The organism is Pseudaquabacterium terrae, assembly GCF_013266755.1.
Classification (GTDB): Bacteria; Pseudomonadota; Gammaproteobacteria; order Burkholderiales; family Burkholderiaceae_C; genus Pseudaquabacterium; species Pseudaquabacterium terrae.
Map to the genome: position 1 here is coordinate 321,701 of NZ_JABRWJ010000007.1, position 17,401 is coordinate 339,101.

General features: G+C 68.1%; 15 protein-coding genes and 1 tRNA gene. 9 read left to right on the forward strand and 7 right to left on the reverse strand.

Translation table 11 applies throughout. The features are described from left to right. The first annotated feature begins 12 nt into the window (after window positions 1-12). From HLB44_RS23565 to HLB44_RS23580, 4 genes are all read left to right on the forward strand, one after another. Complete coding sequence (locus tag HLB44_RS23565; RefSeq protein WP_173127978.1) at window positions 13-1,389, forward strand: DUF1501 domain-containing protein; 1,377 nt, start codon at window positions 13-15, stop codon at window positions 1,387-1,389. A gap of 53 nt (window positions 1,390-1,442) precedes the next feature. Then, a complete protein-coding gene (murQ, locus tag HLB44_RS23570) occupies window positions 1,443-2,336 on the forward strand; it encodes an N-acetylmuramic acid 6-phosphate etherase (protein WP_173128623.1) in 894 nt (297 codons plus the stop codon). Between the two features lie 504 nt (window positions 2,337-2,840). Continuing rightward, window positions 2,841-3,521, forward strand: a complete 681-nt coding sequence (locus HLB44_RS23575) for a M57 family metalloprotease (protein ID WP_173127982.1) — start codon at window positions 2,841-2,843, stop codon at window positions 3,519-3,521. Between the two features lie 17 nt (window positions 3,522-3,538). Next, window positions 3,539-4,486, forward strand: coding sequence for an ABC transporter substrate binding protein (locus tag HLB44_RS23580; protein WP_173127985.1), 948 nt, complete (start codon window positions 3,539-3,541; stop codon window positions 4,484-4,486). A gap of 128 nt (window positions 4,487-4,614) precedes the next feature. Here HLB44_RS23580 and HLB44_RS23585 read toward each other — a convergent pair. From HLB44_RS23585 to HLB44_RS23600, 4 genes are all read right to left on the reverse strand, one after another. Beyond that, window positions 4,615-4,689, reverse strand: a tRNA-Val gene (locus tag HLB44_RS23585). A 48-nt stretch (window positions 4,690-4,737) separates the two neighbouring features. Further along, the gene (gene dnaQ / locus HLB44_RS23590) at window positions 4,738-5,454 is read right to left on the reverse strand and encodes a DNA polymerase III subunit epsilon (protein ID WP_173127987.1); all 717 of its coding nucleotides are present in this window, start codon (window positions 5,452-5,454) and stop codon (window positions 4,738-4,740) included. Window positions 5,455-5,465: 11 nt separating this feature from the next. After that, window positions 5,466-6,263: a prolipoprotein diacylglyceryl transferase gene (gene lgt, locus HLB44_RS23595; protein ID WP_173127990.1), complete on the reverse strand. Its 798-nt coding sequence runs from the start codon at window positions 6,261-6,263 to the stop codon at window positions 5,466-5,468. A gap of 3 nt (window positions 6,264-6,266) precedes the next feature. Beyond that, the gene (locus HLB44_RS23600; RefSeq protein WP_173127993.1) at window positions 6,267-7,211 is read right to left on the reverse strand and encodes a LysR family transcriptional regulator; all 945 of its coding nucleotides are present in this window, start codon (window positions 7,209-7,211) and stop codon (window positions 6,267-6,269) included. 101 nt (window positions 7,212-7,312) lie between these two features. Here HLB44_RS23600 and ilvD point away from each other — a divergent pair, with 101 nt between their 5' ends. Continuing rightward, the gene (gene ilvD / locus HLB44_RS23605) at window positions 7,313-8,995 is read left to right on the forward strand and encodes a dihydroxy-acid dehydratase (RefSeq protein WP_173127996.1); all 1,683 of its coding nucleotides are present in this window, start codon (window positions 7,313-7,315) and stop codon (window positions 8,993-8,995) included. A gap of 28 nt (window positions 8,996-9,023) precedes the next feature. On the opposite strand, the gene HLB44_RS23610 is transcribed toward ilvD, so the two are convergent. Then, window positions 9,024-9,314 (reverse strand): TIGR04438 family Trp-rich protein, encoded by a 291-nt coding sequence (locus HLB44_RS23610; protein ID WP_173127998.1) that lies wholly within the window; start codon window positions 9,312-9,314, stop codon window positions 9,024-9,026. A gap of 111 nt (window positions 9,315-9,425) precedes the next feature. On the opposite strand from HLB44_RS23610, the gene HLB44_RS23615 reads away from it, so the two are divergent. Further along, the gene (locus HLB44_RS23615; RefSeq protein WP_173128001.1) at window positions 9,426-9,731 is read left to right on the forward strand and encodes a c-type cytochrome; all 306 of its coding nucleotides are present in this window, start codon (window positions 9,426-9,428) and stop codon (window positions 9,729-9,731) included. Between the two features lie 62 nt (window positions 9,732-9,793). On the opposite strand, the gene HLB44_RS23620 is transcribed toward HLB44_RS23615, so the two are convergent. After that, window positions 9,794-10,606 (reverse strand): CsgG/HfaB family protein, encoded by an 813-nt coding sequence (locus tag HLB44_RS23620; RefSeq protein WP_246312422.1) that lies wholly within the window; start codon window positions 10,604-10,606, stop codon window positions 9,794-9,796. Window positions 10,607-10,844: 238 nt separating this feature from the next. Beyond that, window positions 10,845-12,824, reverse strand: coding sequence for an acetate--CoA ligase (gene acs / locus HLB44_RS23625; RefSeq protein ID WP_173128004.1), 1,980 nt, complete (start codon window positions 12,822-12,824; stop codon window positions 10,845-10,847). 163 nt (window positions 12,825-12,987) lie between these two features. Between acs and HLB44_RS23630 the strand changes: the two genes are divergently transcribed. The 3 genes from HLB44_RS23630 (at window position 12,988) to HLB44_RS23640 (ending at window position 17,399) form a co-directional block, all read left to right on the forward strand. After that, the gene (locus HLB44_RS23630) at window positions 12,988-13,599 is read left to right on the forward strand and encodes a TIGR00645 family protein (protein ID WP_173128007.1); all 612 of its coding nucleotides are present in this window, start codon (window positions 12,988-12,990) and stop codon (window positions 13,597-13,599) included. Between the two features lie 30 nt (window positions 13,600-13,629). Further along, window positions 13,630-15,156 (forward strand): fumarate hydratase, encoded by a 1,527-nt coding sequence (locus HLB44_RS23635; protein WP_173128010.1) that lies wholly within the window; start codon window positions 13,630-13,632, stop codon window positions 15,154-15,156. Between the two features lie 419 nt (window positions 15,157-15,575). Continuing rightward, a complete protein-coding gene (locus tag HLB44_RS23640) occupies window positions 15,576-17,399 on the forward strand; it encodes a thiamine pyrophosphate-binding protein (RefSeq protein WP_343051506.1) in 1,824 nt (607 codons plus the stop codon). The last annotated feature ends 2 nt before the right edge of the window (window positions 17,400-17,401 follow it).

The window sequence follows — 17,401 nt, forward strand, 5'->3', positions numbered from 1 at the left end:
AGGAGCGCGAAGATGACTTCGACGATCGACCTGGCGCGCCGCGCCTTCCTACGTCGCGGCGCGATCATCGGTGCCGCCGGCGCCGCCGCGCCGCTGGCACTGAACCTGTCGCTGCTGGCCGATGCGGCCGCGGCGACCAACCCGTCCGACTACAAGGCGCTGGTCTGCGTCTTCCTCTACGGCGGCAACGACCACGGCAATACGCTGGTGCCGGTCGACAACACCCATCACGCACAGTACGCGGCCATCCGCGGCGCCCTGGCGACCGCGCAATCGGCGCTCGGCGCGACGACGCTGGCGCCCAACAAGGCACTGGCCGACGGGCTGCAGTTCGCGCTCGCGCCGCAGCTGTCGCCGCTGAAATCGCTCTGGGACAGCGGCAAGGTGGCCGTGCAGCTGAACGTGGGCCCCTTGATCGTGCCGACCACCGTCGCGCAGTACACCGCGAAGGCCGTTCCGCTGCCCGACAAGCTGCTGTCGCACAACGACCAGCAATCGACCTGGCAATCGAACCTTACCGAAGGCGCCAGCTCCGGCTGGGGCGGCCGCATGGGCGACCTGATGCTTTCCGGCAACAACGGCAGCGTGTTCACCTGCACCTCGGTCACCGGCAACGCGGTGTACCTGTCCGGCGCCAGCGCCGTGCAGTACCAGCTCAGCAGCAGCGGCGCGGTGGCCATCAAGGGGCTACAGCGCTCGCTGTTTGGCGCGACGGCGGCGCAGACGGCGCTGCGCACGCTGATCACCGCCAACAGCACGCACCTGTTCGCCGACGAATACGCCCGCGTCACGCGGCGCTCGATCGATGCCGAGGCGCAGGTCACCACGGCGCTGGCCGGCCTGCCCGAGCTGGCGACCGCCTTCCCCAGCACCGGCCTCGGGCCTCAGCTGAAGATGGTCGCGCGCATGATCGCCGCCCGCTCGGCCTTCGGCCTGAGCCGCCAGGTGTTCTTCGTCTCGCTCGGCGGCTTCGACCTGCACGACCTGCTGGTCGAGAACCACCCTGGCCTGCTGACGCAGGTCGGCGAGGCGCTGAAGGCCTTCTACGACGCGACGGCCGAGCTCGGCGTCAGCAACCAGGTCACGAGCTTCACGGCGTCCGACTTCGGCCGCACGCTGTCGATCAACGGCGACGGCTCGGACCACGGCTGGGGCAGCCACCACTTCGTCGTCGGTGGCGCGGTCAAGGGCAAGGACTTCTACGGCACGGCGCCGGCGATCGCCGTCAACGGACCCGATGACATCGGCCAGGGCCGGCTGCTGCCGACCACCTCGGTCGACCAGTTCGGCGCCACGCTGGCCAGCTGGTTCGGCGTCTCGGATACCGATCTCGCGTACGTGATGCCGAATCTCGGCAACTTCACGACCAAAAAGCTCGGTTTCCTGTAGGCCGCCGAGGAGGCGCATCATCGAAGGCACGGTAAATGCTGCCGACCTTCACGATGCTGAACACCGAACGGCCGAGCGCGCAGCACCGCGAACTGGACCGGTACGCGGACGAGCGGCTGATTGCGGCCCTCGTCGACGACCAGCGCCACGCGGTGGCGGCGGTGGCCGCGGCCCAGACCGACCTCGCGCGGGCCGTCGAGGCCGCGGTGCCGCGGCTGCGCGGCGGCGGGCGGCTGGTGTACGTCGGCGCCGGCACCTCGGGCCGGCTCGGGCTGCTGGACAGCGTCGAGCTGCCGCCCACGTTCTCATGGCCGCCGCAGCGCGCGCTCGCGCTGCTCGCCGGTGGCCAGCGCGCGATGTTCGAAGCCATCGAAGGCGCCGAGGACCGCGCCGACCAGGGCGCCCTCGACATCGACCGCCTGCCGGTGAACAAGCAGGATGTCGTGCTGCTGATCGCCGCCTCGGGCACGACGCCCTACGTGATCGGCGCGCTGCGCGCCGCGCGGCGGCGCGGCGCACTGACGATCGCGCTGGCCAACAACCCGGGCACGCCGATCGTCATGGAGGCCGACATCGGCATCGTGCTCGACACCGGCAGCGAAGTGATCTCCGGCAGCACGCGCCTGAAGGCCGGCACGGCGCAGAAGATCGCGCTGAACACCTTGTCGAGCGCGATGATGGTGCGGCTCAACAAGGTGTTCGGCAACCTGATGGTCGACGTCAACCCGAGCAATGCGAAGCTCTATCGCCGCGCACTCGACCTGACGATCGGCGCCACCGGCTGCAGCGAGGACCTGGCGCGCACGACGCTCGAAGCCTGCGGCTGTCGTGTCAAGGTGGCCATCGTCGCGATCCTCGGCGACCTGGGCGTCGCGGAGGCGGCGACGCGGCTCGATGGGGTGGACGGAAGCGTGAGGGCCGCACTGAATCGGCGCCCTATCAGGTGACGGCCGTCACAACTCTTTCGCGCAGGGGCAAGCAGAATGCCTCCATACCGTCCATCGTCAGCAGCAACCATCATGTCGGCCGTGCCAGCACGAATCGCTCTTGCCTCCGAACGCACGGCTCGTTCGCCCGTCATTCCGCATCAGGTGAACGACCAGGACCGGGGCAAACGCGCCCGCCCAGCCCCGTCGCGACCCGCGAGAGACGACAACTTCCTGCAGCGCTTGCGAGAGTCGGGGCTCTGATCATCGCCGGATCGGGTGGCCTTCGCCTCGCCTGTCCGCCTGTCGTGGCGTCGATCGTCGCCAACCAGCAGCATTCAACGATGACGAGTTCATCGGCGCGATGCCCGCTCCTCTGACGTAGGCCTCGGCCGAACGATTCAGGCCATCGCGCCTTCTCTCGCCGGGCGCTGCTGCATCAGAGCGACACCGGCAGCGAGCGCTGTCGATCGTTGTTTCTTGGTGGGCCTGGGTCAGAATGCCTAACGTCCCCAAGGATCGATCGTGATCAGCTTGCGCGCACTGATGCTCATGCCGTTTCTACTTGCATGGGCGTGCGCGTGGGCCCAGCCGCCGGGCTGGACTCGCCCGCCGCGCATCGTCGTGACAGGCGCCGTCGATGACGAAAGCTTCGCCCTGGTCCAAGAGTCGATCGGCTATTGGAACCGGGCGCTGGCCGACAGCGGCACTGCATTCCGCCTGCCGCCAGCCGAGCGTGTCTCCGGCGATGCGCCGGAGGACGGCCTGCAGGCGCTCAGCCGGTCGATCCTGGCCGGAATGCGCCAGAGTGCCCCGATCCCCGACGCCCTGTCCAAGCTGCCCGGTGAGCTGGTCGTCGTGTTCGGCAGTTCGGAGTTCGTGTCGTTCGCCAGTCCGTTCTTCGGCGAGCAGCAGCGCCGCATCATCGGGATACGCGGCCTGTCGCGCTATCCGTTGAAGCTGCCCAACGTGGCACGCAACGTGATTGCGCACGAATTGGGCCATGCCCTCGGATTGATCCACAACGATGATCCGACGCGCCTCATGTGCGGAAGGCCGGCGAACTGCGGTCCGCCGGCATTCGAGTCGAGCACGGCCGTATTCTTTCCGCTCACCGAAGCGGATCGGCGGGCGCTGGCTCGCCTTTATGGGCCCGCGGCCCTCCTGCCCGCAGCCGCTGCGGCATCCGACGTGGGCCCGAAGTGACAGCGCGACGACGGCGCGTGCTCGGTGCCCTGACCGCTGCCTCGCTGCCGGTCGGCTGGGCTGATTCGGCCGTGCGCCGCCTCGGCATCGTCTGGGTCGATGCCGAGCCCGAGGCCAGCTTTTCGTTCCTTCAGCAGGCCCTGACCGCGCTGGGCTGGACCGAGGGCGTGTCGTTGCGGACGGAACATCGATTCGGCCGCGGCGATGCAACGCGCATCGGAGAACAGGCGGCCTCACTGGAGGCATCCGGCGTCGACGTGCTGCTGGCCTGGGGATCTCCGGCCGCTCGGGCGGCCGTCCGGAATACGCGGTCGGTGCCGATCGTGTTCAACATCCAGGTCGACCCGGTCGAGCTCGGCATCGTCGAGTCACTCAATCGGCCTGGTGGCCGGGTCACCGGGGTTACCGGATTGACGAAGGAAGAGGCCGGCAAGCGATTGTCTTTGCTGAAGGATGCGCTTCCAGGGCTGCACCGCGTCGGCATGCTGTTCCATCCGCCGGCTGTCATGCAAGGCGAAACTGACGAGTCCGAGCGCGCCGCCGCTCTGCTGGGCCTCCAGCTGATTCGGCTGGAACTGCATGGCCTGGACGACTGGCCAGCTACGTTTGGCCTGGCTCGTCGCTCGGCAGTGCAGGCGCTGACCGTGCTTGCGGCGCCCAGTATCTCGAGGAACCAGGAGCGCATTGCCAAGCTGTGTTTGCAGCACCGTCTGCCAGCGATCTACTGGCGGGTGAGCTTTCCTCAACTCGGGGGCTTCCTGAGCTACGGCGGCGATCCCTCGGCGGCGACGCAGCGTCTGGCCGCGATCGTCTCGTCCGTCCTGGGGGGCAAGTCGCCCGAGTCGATTCCCGTGGAACGGCCTTCGCGCTTCCGGCTCGCCGTGAACCGGCGCACCGCACGTGAGCTGGGTCTGACTCTGCCGTCGAACTTCCTGACGCAGGTGGACGAGTCGATCGATCGGTAGCGGACGATGGCTTGCCCTGCCCCGCACGCCCCTCCCCGTTCACTCGGCCAAGCGCCGCCCGCCAACCACAAGCGAAAACGCCCACCTTGTAGTGGGCGCTGTCGTGAACTCCTGGTGGAGCCTCTTCTTGGTGGGCGGTGCAGGGTTCGAACCTGCGACCCCTGCCGTGTGAAGGCAGTGCTCTACCGCTGAGCTAACCGCCCGGTATTCCGGGTCCGCTGGCGGCTGGGCTGCCGTCAGCGAAGCGCGGATTATGCCATAGCGATTTCTGCGGTCCTGCGCCAGATCGTCTTGCCGCCGCTGGCCTTGTCGAGGTCGGCGAGCAGCGCCTCGTGAGCGGCGAGCTCGTCGTCGCTCGGTTCGATCACCGGCAGCACGAAGATCGACAGGTCGCGCGCCAGTTCGGCCTGCGGCGTCGACGGGCCGTCGTCGTGGTGGATCACCAGCGAGTCCTGGCCGCGCGTCAGGCGGATGTAGACCTCGGCCAGCAGCCCGGCATCGAGCAACGCGCCGTGCAGCGTGCGGTGGGTGTTGTCGACCTCCAGCCGGCGGCACAGCGCGTCGAGCGAATTGGCCTTGCCGGGGAACATGTCACGCGCCATCGCCAGCGTGTCGGTGACCTTGCCGGCGATCGTGTGGAAGGGCTCGCGGCCCAGGCGCTTCAACTCGGCGTTGATGAAGCCGACGTCGAAGCCGGCGTTGTGGATCACGATGTCGGCGCCCGCCAGGTAGCCGAGCAGCTCGTCGGCAACCTCGGCGAACTTCGGCTTGTCGGCGAGGAAGTCGTCGGTCAGGCCGTGTACCTTGATCGCCTCGGCGTCGCCCTTGCGCTCGGGGTTCAGGTAGAAGTGCTTGTCGACGCCGGTCAGGCGCCGGCTGACCATCTCGATGCAGCCGATCTCGACGATGCGATCGCCGCTCTCGGGGTTCAGGCCGGTGGTTTCGGTGTCGAGGAAGATCTGTCGCATGGACCGCAATCCTACCGGGCGCGGCGGCCGGCCCAGACCCACAACAGCACGCCGGCGGCGATCATCGGCACGCACAGCCACTGGCCCATGCTCATGCCGAGCGCGAGCAGGCCGAGGTGGCTGTCGGGCTGGCGGAAGAATTCGGCGATGAAGCGGAACACGCCATAACCGAACAGGAAGGCGCCCGACACCTGCCCGATCGGCCGCTGCTTGCGCGCGTAGATCCACAACAGCACGAACAGCAGCAGGCCCTCGAGCCCGGCCTGGTAGAGCTGCGACGGGTGGCGCGCGAGGCCGTCGCCGGCCTGCGGAAAGACCATCGCCCAGGGCAACGACGGATCGGCCGCGCGCCCCCACAGCTCGCCGTTGATGAAGTTGCCCAGGCGCACCGCCGCGATGCCGGTGGGCACGCAGGGGGCGACGAAGTCGGTCACGTCCAGCCACGGCCGGCCGCGCCGGCGCGCATACAGGATCAGCGCGAGGATCACGCCGAGCATGCCGCCGTGGAAGGACATGCCGCCCTTCCAGACCGCGAAGATGTCGAGCGGATTCGCCAGGTATTCGGACAGCTTGTAGAACAGCACATAGCCGAGGCGGCCGCCGAGGATCGTGCCGAGCACGCCCCAGAACAGCATGTCCTCGATCTCGCGCCGCGTCCAGCCGGTGGCCGCGTACCAGGGTTGCCTGGCACGCCGCAACGCGAGCAGGAAGAACAGGCCGAAGGCGAGCAGGTAAGTCAGCCCGTACCAATGGATCTTCAGCGGCCCCAGCGACAGGGCGATCGGATCGAAATTCGGATGCACCAGCATCAGTTAGACACTCCGCGTGAAACGTCGTGGCGTGGTCTTGCGCGCCACGCCGGCGGCGGATTGTCGCTGCAGCGTCGTGACCTGCGCGACGAAGCGCTCGACCACCGGCAGCGCCGGTTCGCGCCACAGCAGGCTGGTCTCGCAGCGCAGCGCTGCGCCGATGACGGCGCGATAGACGACACCCGGCCGCTGCAGCCGCGTCACCGCCTCCGGCACCCATGCGACGCCCATGCCTGCGGACACCAGGTTGACGATCGTCTGCATCTGGATCGCCTCCTGCGCGATGCGCGGTGTCGCGCCATTCGCGCGATAGGCGGCGAGCACCGCGTCGTACAGCGAGGGCGCGATCTGGCGCGGAAAGATCACCAGCGGCTCGTCGGCGATCGCGGCGAAACGCAGGCTGCGCAGCGCGGCCGCGGGATGGTTCTCCGGCAGCGCCATCACCATCGGCTCGGCCAGCGCGCGCCAGGCCACGAAGCCGGCCGGCGCGGCGTCAGGCGCATGCAGCACGAAGCCGGCGTCGATCTCGTCGGCATCGAAGGCGGCGAGCTGCACGTCGAGCGTTGCCTCGCGCAGCTGCAGCGCGACGTCCGCATGCGCTTCGCGAAAGCGCCGCAGCCATTCCGGCAGCGGGCCGTAGGCGATGCTCGACACAAAGGCCAGCCGCAGCGTGCCCGAGAGCCCGGAGGCGGCTGCCTGCGCCAGCCGCGGCAGCTCATCGGCGCCCGCGAGCAGGCGCCGCACCGGCGCGAGCAAGGCCTGGCCCGCGGGAGTCAGCGCGACGCTGCGCCGCGTGCGATCGAACAACGCCACGCCGAACGTGCGCTCGAGCGCCTGGATCGCCAGCGTCAGTGGCGGCTGCGTCATGTGCAGCCGTGCGGCGGCGCGGCCGAAGTGCAGTTCCTCGGCCAGTGCGAGGAACTGGCGCAGGGGTCGCAGCTCGATCATCGATACGCTCCATGAATCAAAACTCAGGCACAAATATATTGGACGATCGACTGCCGAGGATCCGATACTGCCCGCATTCCGATCCCGAAGGAGCTGCCGCCATGGCCTCGAACCGCCGCTCGAAGAACATCACCGAAGGCGTCGCGCGCGCGCCGAACCGCTCGATGTACTACGGCATGGGCTACACCGAGGGCGACTTCGGCAAGCCGATGATCGGCGTCGCCAACGGGCACTCGACGATCACGCCGTGCAACTCCGGACTGCAGCGCCTGGCCGATGCGGCGATCGAAGGCCTGAAGGCCGCCGGCGCCAATCCGCAGGTCTTCGGCACGCCGACGATCAGCGACGGCATGGCGATGGGCACCGAGGGCATGAAGTACAGCCTGGTGTCGCGCGAGGTGATCTCCGATTGCGTCGAGACCTGCGTCGGCGGCCAGTGGATGGACGGCGTGCTGGTGATCGGCGGCTGCGACAAGAACATGCCGGGCGGCCTGATGGGCATGCTGCGCGCGAACGTGCCCTCGCTCTACGTCTACGGCGGCACGATCCTGCCCGGCCACTACAAGGGCCAGGACCTGAACATCGTCAGCGTGTTCGAGGCGGTCGGCCAGTTCTCGGCCGGCAAGATGAACGAAGAGGACTTCTGCCAGATCGAGCGCCGCGCGATCCCCGGCAGCGGCTCCTGCGGCGGCATGTACACCGCGAACACGATGTCCTCGGCCTTCGAGGCGCTGGGCGTCAGCCTGCCCTACTCGTCGACGATGGCCAACGTCGAGGACGAGATCGTCGGCACGGTGCGCCGTGCCGCAGACGTGCTGGTCAACGCCGTCAAGGCGGACCTGAAGCCGCGCGACATCGTCACCAAGCAGGCGATCGAGAACGCCGTCGCGGTGATCATGGCCACCGGCGGCTCGACCAATGCGGTGCTGCACTTCCTGGCGATCGCGCATGCGGCCGAGGTCGAGTGGGACATCGACGACTTCGAGCGCATGCGCCGCAAGATCCCGGTGCTGTGCGACCTGAAGCCGAGCGGCAAATACCTGGCCATCGACCTGCACCGCGCCGGCGGCATTCCGCAGGTCATGAAGGTGCTGCTGAAGGCCGGCCTGCTGCACGGCGACTGCATCACGATCACCGGCAAGACGGTGGCCGAGAACCTGGCCGAGGTGCCTGATTCACCGCGCGCCGACCAGGACGTGATCCGCGACATCACCGCGCCGATCTACGAGCAAGGCCACCTCGCGATCCTGCGCGGCAACCTGGCACCGGACGGCTGCGTCGCGAAGATCACCGGCCTGAAAAATCCGGTGATCACCGGTCCGGCGCGCGTCTTCGACGACGAGCAGTCGGCGCTGGCGGCGATCATGGCCGGCAAGATCGTCGCCGGTGACGTGATGGTGCTGCGTTACCTCGGGCCCAAGGGCGGTCCCGGCATGCCGGAGATGCTGGCGCCGACCAGCGCGCTGATCGGCCAGGGCCTCGGTGAAACCGTCGGTCTGATCACCGACGGCCGCTTCTCCGGCGGCACCTGGGGCATGGTCGTCGGCCACGTCGCCCCGGAGGCGTTTGAAGGCGGCGCGATCGCGCTGATCCACGAGGGCGACTCGATCACCATCGATGCGCACGAGCTGCTGCTGCAGCTGAACGTCGACGACGCAGAGATCGCGCGACGCCGCGCCGCCTGGCAAGCGCCGGCACCGCGCTACACGCGCGGCGTGCTGGCGAAGTTTGCGAAATGTGCGTCGAGCGCCAGCTTCGGCGCGGTGCTCGATCGTTTCGAGTGAGGCTGCCGGCGGCCCGCCCTGGCCTTGGCTAGCGCGGGTTGTCGTCGGTCGGAACGCGCGGCTTGCCGGTCGTGCCGCCGCGTCGCTTCTTCAGGTTCAAGCCCATGTTGTCGAGGTGGCGCTCGCGGCGCGCCTCGACGCGGCGCTGCTCCTTGTCGGATTCCCGCTGCTTCGTGAAGCCGGTGGCATCGGCGATGATCCACCAGACGGCTGCCGCCGCGAAAGGCGACAGCACCCACAGCCAACCCCAGTTGGCGACCGGCGTCAGATCGGCCCATTTCAGCAGCACCAGCAGGCAACCGACGGCTACGAACCACATCTGCCGAGTCCCTTGTCGTGCAAGGGCGACGTCAACCGCCCCGGCTAGAATTCGTTGAAACCGAAGCACTGTACTCCAGCCGGCCCTCGGGCCACGCCACGAAAGGACCCCATGAAACAAGCCGCCCTCTTCGTCACCTTGGCCGCAGCGTTCGCCGCCCCCGCCTTCGCGAATGCCGACCTGGCGCAGAAGAAGGCCTGCATGGCCTGCCACGCGGTCGACAAGAAGCTCGTCGGCCCGGCCTACAAGGAAGTCGCCGCGAAGTACGCCGGCCAGAAGGACGCCACCGCAAAGCTCGCCGAGAAGATCCAGAAGGGCGGCTCGGGTGTCTGGGGCGCGGTGCCGATGCCCGCGAATCCCGGCGTCAGCGCCGATGAGGCCAAGCAGCTCGCCGCCTGGGTGATGACGCAGAAGTGATCGGCCTTCGCGCCTGAAGCAACAAAGCCCCGCTTGCGGGGCTTTGTCGTTTCCGGGATGGCCTACTTCTTCTCTTCGGCCGCAGTCAGAGTCACCCGCTCGGTGACGCTCTTGCCGGCCAGCGAGTCGGCGATGTAGCTGGTCGAGCGAACGAGCAGGTCGCGCGCCACTTCCTCGAGCGGCGAGCCGCTGATGCTGGCATGGCTGCCGCCGAGGCCGACGCCGCCGCCCCAGCCGGCGCCCGACAGGCCGAAGCCGCGCTTCTCGTTGTCGGCCTGGAAGGTGCGCGAGCCGACCACCTTGGCCTTGTTGATGTCGACGACGCGCAGGTCCATGTTCATGTGGACCTTGCTCTTCTTGAAGTCGACGCTGCCGGCGACGATCGACAGCGGCCCCTTGAACAGGCCGCCGAGCGCGCCGAGGCCGGTCGAGCTCTGCTCGAAGCCGAGCGAGGTGATCGAGCCGACGACCATGAAGTCCGCCGCCTCGACCTGCACCTTCTTGCCGACCAGCGCGAGCTCCTTGTTGATCTCGTCGAGCTGCTGGCGCTCCATCACCTCGAAGCAGCCGGTCTGGCTCAGCGCGGTCGACAGCATGTCGGTCATGCCGGTGCCGACGCCCGTGTAGGTGGGCTGATTGACGGTGCCGCCGCCGGTGCCCATGTACTCCCACCACCGGTAGCGCCGCGGGTCCTGCTGGCCGGCGCCGGAGCCGCAGTCGGCCGACTTGCACTTGATCTCGCTGACGATCACCTTGGCGACCGGCGCTGCGCACTTGGGCACGCCGATCTCGCGCTCGCGCACTTCGCTGGTCTGCGCGTGCGCCAGCATCACACCGAGCGCACCCAGCACTCCCACCACTGTCTTCATTCGCATGCCTCGTCCCTCAATCGAACGCGGCACTGTACAGGCGGAAATGAGACGCGCAGCGCCCAGGCCGCCCCAAACCTTGGGGGGCCCCGGCCCGCGCTTCGGGGGTCAGTTGTTCTCGGACAACTGCGCCAGGATCGCCGGGTTCTGGTGAGCGCGTCACGTCGCTGCGCGACATGAGCGCTCCCCGAGCCCCGGCCTGGTCGCCCTATCGGGCGCCCACCGCGCTACGCGCGGACTTGGCTCAGTTGTTCTCCGACAACTGAGCCAAGATCGCCGGGTTCTCCAGCGTCGAGGTGTCCTGCGTGATCTGCTCGCCCTTGGCGATCGAGCGCAGCAGGCGGCGCATGATCTTGCCGGAGCGCGTCTTCGGCAGGTTGTCGCCGAAACGGATGTCCTTGGGCTTGGCGATCGGGCCGATCTCCTTGCCGACCCAGTCGCGCAGCTCCTTGGCGATCTTCTTCGCTTCGTCGCCGGTCGGGCGCGGGCGCTTGAGCACGACGAAGGCGCAGATCGCCTCGCCGGTGGTCTCGTCGGGACGGCCCACGACGGCCGCCTCGGCGACCAGGTCGGTGTGCGAGACCAGCGCCGACTCGATCTCCATCGTGCCCATGCGGTGGCCGGAGACGTTCAGCACGTCGTCGATGCGGCCGGTGATCGTGAAGTAGCCGGTCTTGGCGTCGCGGATCGCACCGTCGCCGGCGAGGTAGTAGCCCTTCAGCTCCGGCGGGTAGTAGCTCTTCTTGAAGCGCTCGGGGTCGCCGTAGATGTTGCGGATCATGCTCGGCCACGGCTTGCGCACGACCAGGATGCCGCCCTGCCCGTTCGGAACTTCGTTGCCGGTCTCGTCGACGACCGCGGCGTCGATGCCGGGAAACGGCAAGGTGCATGAACCCGGCACCAGCGGCGTCGCGCCCGGCAGTGGCGTGATCATGTGGCCGCCGGTCTCCGTCTGCCAGAAGGTGTCAACGATCGGGCAGCGGCCGCCGCCGATGTGCTGGTGGTACCACTCCCAGGCGGCAGGGTTGATCGGCTCGCCGACCGAACCGAGCAGGCGCAGGCTGCTCAGGTCGTAGCGGTCGGGGTGCACCGCGGCGTTGCCTTCGGCGGCCTTGATCAGCGAGCGGATTGCCGTCGGCGCGGTGTAGAAGATCGTGACCTTGTGGTCCTGGATCATCTTCCAGAAGCGGCCGGCATCGGGATAGGTCGGGATGCCCTCGAAGACGACCTCGGTGCCGCCGAGCGCGAGCGGGCCGTAGGTGATGTAGGTGTGGCCGGTGACCCAGCCGATGTCGGCGGTGCACCAGAAGACGTCGTCGGGCTTCAGGTCGAAGGTCCACTTGGTCGTCAGCGCCGCGTGCAGCAGGTAGCCGCCGCTGGAGTGCTGCACGCCCTTGGGCTTGCCGGTCGAGCCGGAGGTGTAGAGCAGGAACAGCGGGTGCTCGGCGCTGACCCACTCTGGCTCGCAGGTCTCGCTCTGGCCGGCCAGCGCGTCGTGCAGCCAGACGTCGCGCTTCGCATCCCACGCCACTTGGCCGCCGGTGCGCTTGTAGACGATGACGTTCTTCAGGCTCTCGCAGCCGCCGAGCGCGATCGCCTCGTCGACGATGGCCTTCAGCGGCAGCGACTTGCCGCCGCGCGCCTGCTCGTCGGCGGTGATCAGCATCACCGCGCCGGCGTCGTTCACGCGGTCGCGCAGCGATTGCGCCGAGAAGCCGCCGAAGACGACCGAGTGCGTCGCGCCGATGCGCGCGCAGGCCTGCATCGCGACCACGCCCTCGATGCTCATCGGCATGTAGATGACGACGCGGTCACCCTTGCTGACGCCGCGCTCGCGCAGCGCGTTGGCCATGCGGCAGGTGCGCGAGAGCAGATCGCTGTAGGTGGCGCGGGTGACGGTGCCGTCATCGGCCTCGAAGATGATCGCGGTCTTGCCGCCGAGGCCGGCCTCGACGTTGCGGTCGAGGCAGTTGTACGAGACGTTCAGCGTGCCGTCCTCGAACCACTTGAAGAACGGCGCCTCGCTGTCGTCGAGCACCTTCGTGAAGGGCGTCTTCCAGCTCAGATGCTCGCGCGCCAGGCGGGCCCAGAAGGCCTGGTGGTCGGCGTTCGCTTCGTCGACCAACGCCTGGTAGGCGGGCATGCCGGAGACGTGGGCCGAGCGCACAGCGGCTTCGGACGGTGCGTAGATCTTCGGCTCGTGCAAGCCGTCGGAAGCGCTCATGCGGGGTCTCCTGCTATGGGTAGGCCAAAACTGCCGCGACGCTATCGGGAGGCTCTTACGAACCGCTTACTCCCGACGGATCGGTTGCGGCCGAGGGGCCAGTCACGATGGTCGCATACGCGGCACCTAAAATCCTACCCGGTGCGACCCCACGCTCTCCCCAATGATTCCTGATCCGCAGAAGACTCCCATCCGCCTCCGTCCCCTGCCCAACCTGATCTTCGCCAGCCGCTGGCTGCAGTTGCCGCTCTACCTCGGTTTGATCGTCGCGCAAGGCGTGTACGTCTTCCACTTCTGGGTCGAGCTGGTGCACCTGGTCGAGGCCGCGTTCGGCGACCAGCAGGCCCTGGCGCAGCTCGTGAAGAGTGCCGGCTACGTGCCCGGCAGCGACGGCGAGATCGCCTTCAACGAGACGCTGATCATGCTGGTCGTGCTCGGCCTGATCGACGTCGTGATGATCAGCAACCTGCTGATCATGGTGATCGTCGGCGGCTACGAGACCTTCGTTTCGCGCATGGACCTCGAAGGCCATCCGGACCAGCCGGAATGGTTGAGCCACGTCAATGCCTCGGTGCTGAAGGTCAAGCTCGGCACGGCGATCATCGGCATCAGCTCGATCCACCTGCTGAAGACCTTCATCAACGCGCCCAACCTGACCGAGAAGACGATGCTGTGGCAGACCGCGATCCACATCGCCTTCCTGCTGTCAGCGATGGCCATCGCCGCCTCCGACCGCATCCTCGGCGGTGCCGGCGCATCCAACGCCAGGCACTGAATTTTCCCCGCCGCCCGAAAGCCCTCCGCCATGAGCACCACGATCCGCCAGGCCGACCTGGTCGAAAGCATCGCCGCCGCGTTGCAGTACATCAGCTACTACCACCCGGCCGACTACATCACCCACCTCGCGCGCGCCTACGAGCGCGAGGAAAGCCCGGCGGCGAAGGACGCGATCGCGCAGATCCTGACCAACTCGAAGATGTGCGCCGAGGGCCGGCGCCCGATCTGCCAGGACACCGGCATCGTCAACGTGTTCCTGAAGATCGGCATGGACGTGCGGTGGGAAGGCTTCACCGGCTCGATCGCCGATGCCGTCAACGCCGGCGTGCGCCAGGGCTACCTGAACCCGGACAACGTGCTGCGCGCCTCGGTGCTGAACGACCCGATCTTCGAGCGCAAGAACACCAAGGACAACACGCCCGCCGTGGTGCACATGGAGGTGGTGCCGGGCAACACGATCGACGTGATCGTCGCTGCCAAGGGCGGCGGCAGCGAGAACAAGAGCAAGATGCAGATGCTCAACCCGAGCGACTCGATCGTCGACTGGGTGCTGAAGACGGTGCCGACGATGGGCGCCGGCTGGTGCCCGCCGGGCATGCTCGGCATCGGCGTCGGCGGCACCGCCGAGAAGGCCGTGCTGCTGGCCAAGGAAGCGCTGATGGACGACATCGACATGTACGAGCTGCTGCAGCGCGGACCGTCGAACAAGCTGGAAGAGCTGCGCCTCGAGCTCTACGAGAAAGTCAACGCGTTGGGCATCGGCGCGCAGGGCCTGGGCGGGCTGACCACCGTGCTCGACGTCAAGATCAAGACCTTCGCGACGCACGCCGCGAGCAAGCCGATCGCGATGATCCCGAACTGCGCCGCGACGCGCCACGCGCACTTCGTGCTCGACGGCTCGGGCCCGGCCTACATCGACCCGCCGAGCCTGGACCTGTGGCCCGACGTGAAATGGGCGCCCGACTACAACAAGAGCAAGCGGGTCGACCTCAACACGCTGACGAAGGCCGAAGTGGCGAGCTGGAAGCCCGGCGACACGCTGCTGCTGAACGGCAAGATGCTGACCGGCCGAGATGCCGCGCACAAGCGCATCCAGGACATGCTGGCCAAGGGTGAGCAATTGCCGGTCGACTTCACGAACCGCGTCATCTACTACGTCGGCCCGGTCGACCCGGTGCGCGACGAAGTGGTCGGCCCGGCCGGCCCGACGACGGCGACGCGCATGGACAAGTTCACCGAGATGATGCTGGCCCAGACCGGCCTGATCTCGATGGTCGGCAAGGCCGAGCGCGGCCCGGTGGCGATCGAGGCGATCCGCAAGCACGGCTCGGCCTACCTGATGGCCGTGGGCGGTGCCGCGTACCTGGTGGCCAAGGCGATCAAGGGCGCGCAGGTCGTCGGCTTTGCCGACCTCGGCATGGAGGCGATCTACGAGTTCGACGTCCAGGACATGCCGGTGACAGTGGCGGTCGATGCGCAAGGCACCAGCGTGCACAACACCGCGCCGAAGGAATGGCAGGCGAAGATCGGCAAGATTCCGGTCGCCACCGCCTAGTTGCGACGCACCACCGTCGCAACGACAAGGAAGGGCCGCCACGCGCGGCCCTTTCGCTTTGTGCAATGCAATACCGCCGCCGACATTCGCCGAGCCACAAGCATTGGCGCTGCGCAACGGGAACTACGCACGGCTAGCACGCGAACGGGGGGGACACCTGGCGGTATCAACTCGATACAGTTCGCCGCTGTGCCCGCAGCCTGGACCGGTTGTCGAGCACTTGGGGACCACAACGGTCCCATCCACACCCCGACAGACCAGGGAGCCTTGCAAGGCACGGAGGACGACGAACCTCCGGCCTTGAGCAAGTCCGCTTTCGAGCGGGTTTGCGCACGATCTGTCGCCCCGAAGGTCAGCCATCGCCGCTTGCATCTGCCAAGCGCGGGGTCGATTTGCGTGGCGCTTGGGCAGCACCGACCGTGGAACGATCCATCCTTTATCCGGCCGACGCTTTTCGCCAGGCCCGCGAGTCCCGCGAACCCGATTGCGCGGATCTGATCATCGAGAGCCTCGAAGCGCTGGGCATCGAATACGTCTTCGGCGTTCCGGGCGGCGCGATCGAGCCGCTGTACAACGCGCTGGCGCGCAGCGGCCGCCGCGGTGGGCCACAGGCCGTCGTCGCGCGCAACGAATCCGGCGCGGCCTACATGGCTGACGGGTATGCCCGCGAGACCGGCAAGATCGGCGTCTGCATCGCCACCTCCGGCCCCGGCGCGACCAACCTGATCACCGGCGTCGCCTGCGCGTTCGACAACAGCGTGCCGATGCTGGTGATCACCGGCCAGCCGCCGATCCACTCGTTCGGCAAGGGTGCGCTGCAGGAGTCGAGCTGCACCGGCGTCAACACGGTGGGCATGTTCCGCCACTGCACACGCTACAACTCGCTGGTCTCGCACGCCGACCAGCTGCCGACGAAACTCTTCAACGCGCTGATGCAGGCGCAGCGCGCGCCGATGGGCCCGAGCCACCTGTCGCTGCCGGTGGACATCCTGCGCCAGACGATGGCGATGCAGCCCGATGCAGCGACCTTCGCCGACCTGCTGAACCGGCCCTCGGCGATGATCGACGTCGCCGCCACCGAGTCGCTGTCGCGCCTGCTGAAAGCGGCCGAGCGGCCGGTCTGGCTGATCGGCGACGGCTGCGGCGAGGCCATTCCGGCGCTGATGCAGCTGGTGCAGCTCACCGACGGCCACTTCATCACGACGCCCGACGGCAAGGGCTTCGTCAATCCGCGGCATCCGCGCTTCGCCGGCGTGTTCGGCTTTGGCGGTCATTCGACGGCGCGCGAGCTGCTAGCCAGCCGCCCCGACCTGGTGATCGCCCTGGGCACCGGCTTCGGCGAATTCAACAGCGGCGGCTGGTCGGCCCAGCTGCTGAACAGCCGGCTGGTGCACGTCGATACCTGCGATGACAAGCTGATGCGCTCGCAGACCGCGCGGCTGCACGTGCGCGGCAACATCCGCTCGGTGTGCGAGCAGCTCTTGAGCCTGCTGGCACCGTCGGGCGAGGCCGTGAACGTGCTGCCGTTCCAGCACCCGCAGGTCGCGAAGCTGGCCTACGAATCGATGGTCGACAAGCCCGAGGCATTGCGCGACACGGGCAGTCCCGTCAAGCCGCAGCGCCTGATCGGCACGCTCGGCGAGCGTTGCCCCCCGCATACGCGCTTCGTCGCCGACGCCGGCAACAGCGCCGCCTGGTCGGTGCACTACCTGGCGCCGCACGACCGTCGCGGCGCGGCGCGCGCCGCGACCAGCCCGCCAGCCGGGCGCGACCAGCGCACCAGCCGCTCGAGCTGGCTGCGCGTGACGATGGACTTCGCGCCGATGGGCTGGGCGATCGGCTCGGCCATCGGCATCGCGCTGGGCAACCCGCGCTGCCCGGTGGTCTGCCTGACCGGCGACGGCAGCTACCTGATGAACGGCCAGGAGATCACCGTTGCTGCCGAGCTCGGCCTGCCGGTGCTCTACGTCGTGCTCAACGACGGCGCGCTCGGCATGGTCAAGCACGGCCAGCGCCTGGCCGGCGCCGAGCCGATCGGCTTCCAGCTGCCGACGGTCGACTACGCGGCGATCGCCGCGGCGATGGGCATCCCCGGCCACGTGATCCGCAGCCCGCAGGACTTGGACGCGCTGGACTTCAACGCGATCCTGTCGCGCAAGGGGCCGACGCTGCTGGACGTGCGCATCGATGGCGAGGAAGTGCCGCCGATCAATGTTCGGATGAAGACTCTCGGAACTGCGTAATC

Bases quoted from the DNA above. Each gene is read 5' to 3' on its own strand.
- HLB44_RS23565 (WP_173127978.1), top strand. From the start codon at position 13: ATGACTTCGACGATCGACCTGGCGCGCCGCGCCTTCCTACGTCGCGGC.
- murQ (WP_173128623.1), top strand. From the start codon at position 1,443: ATGCTGAACACCGAACGGCCGAGCGCGCAGCACCGCGAACTGGACCGG.
- dnaQ (WP_173127987.1), bottom strand. From the start codon at position 5,454: ATGCGACAGATCTTCCTCGACACCGAAACCACCGGCCTGAACCCCGAG.
- lgt (WP_173127990.1), bottom strand. From the start codon at position 6,263: ATGCTGGTGCATCCGAATTTCGATCCGATCGCCCTGTCGCTGGGGCCG.
- HLB44_RS23600 (WP_173127993.1), bottom strand. From the start codon at position 7,211: ATGATCGAGCTGCGACCCCTGCGCCAGTTCCTCGCACTGGCCGAGGAA.
- ilvD (WP_173127996.1), top strand. From the start codon at position 7,313: ATGGCCTCGAACCGCCGCTCGAAGAACATCACCGAAGGCGTCGCGCGC.
- HLB44_RS23610 (WP_173127998.1), bottom strand. From the start codon at position 9,314: ATGTGGTTCGTAGCCGTCGGTTGCCTGCTGGTGCTGCTGAAATGGGCC.
- HLB44_RS23615 (WP_173128001.1), top strand. From the start codon at position 9,426: ATGAAACAAGCCGCCCTCTTCGTCACCTTGGCCGCAGCGTTCGCCGCC.
- HLB44_RS23620 (WP_246312422.1), bottom strand. From the start codon at position 10,606: ATGCGAATGAAGACAGTGGTGGGAGTGCTGGGTGCGCTCGGTGTGATG.
- acs (WP_173128004.1), bottom strand. From the start codon at position 12,824: ATGAGCGCTTCCGACGGCTTGCACGAGCCGAAGATCTACGCACCGTCC.
- HLB44_RS23630 (WP_173128007.1), top strand. From the start codon at position 12,988: ATGATTCCTGATCCGCAGAAGACTCCCATCCGCCTCCGTCCCCTGCCC.
- HLB44_RS23635 (WP_173128010.1), top strand. From the start codon at position 13,630: ATGAGCACCACGATCCGCCAGGCCGACCTGGTCGAAAGCATCGCCGCC.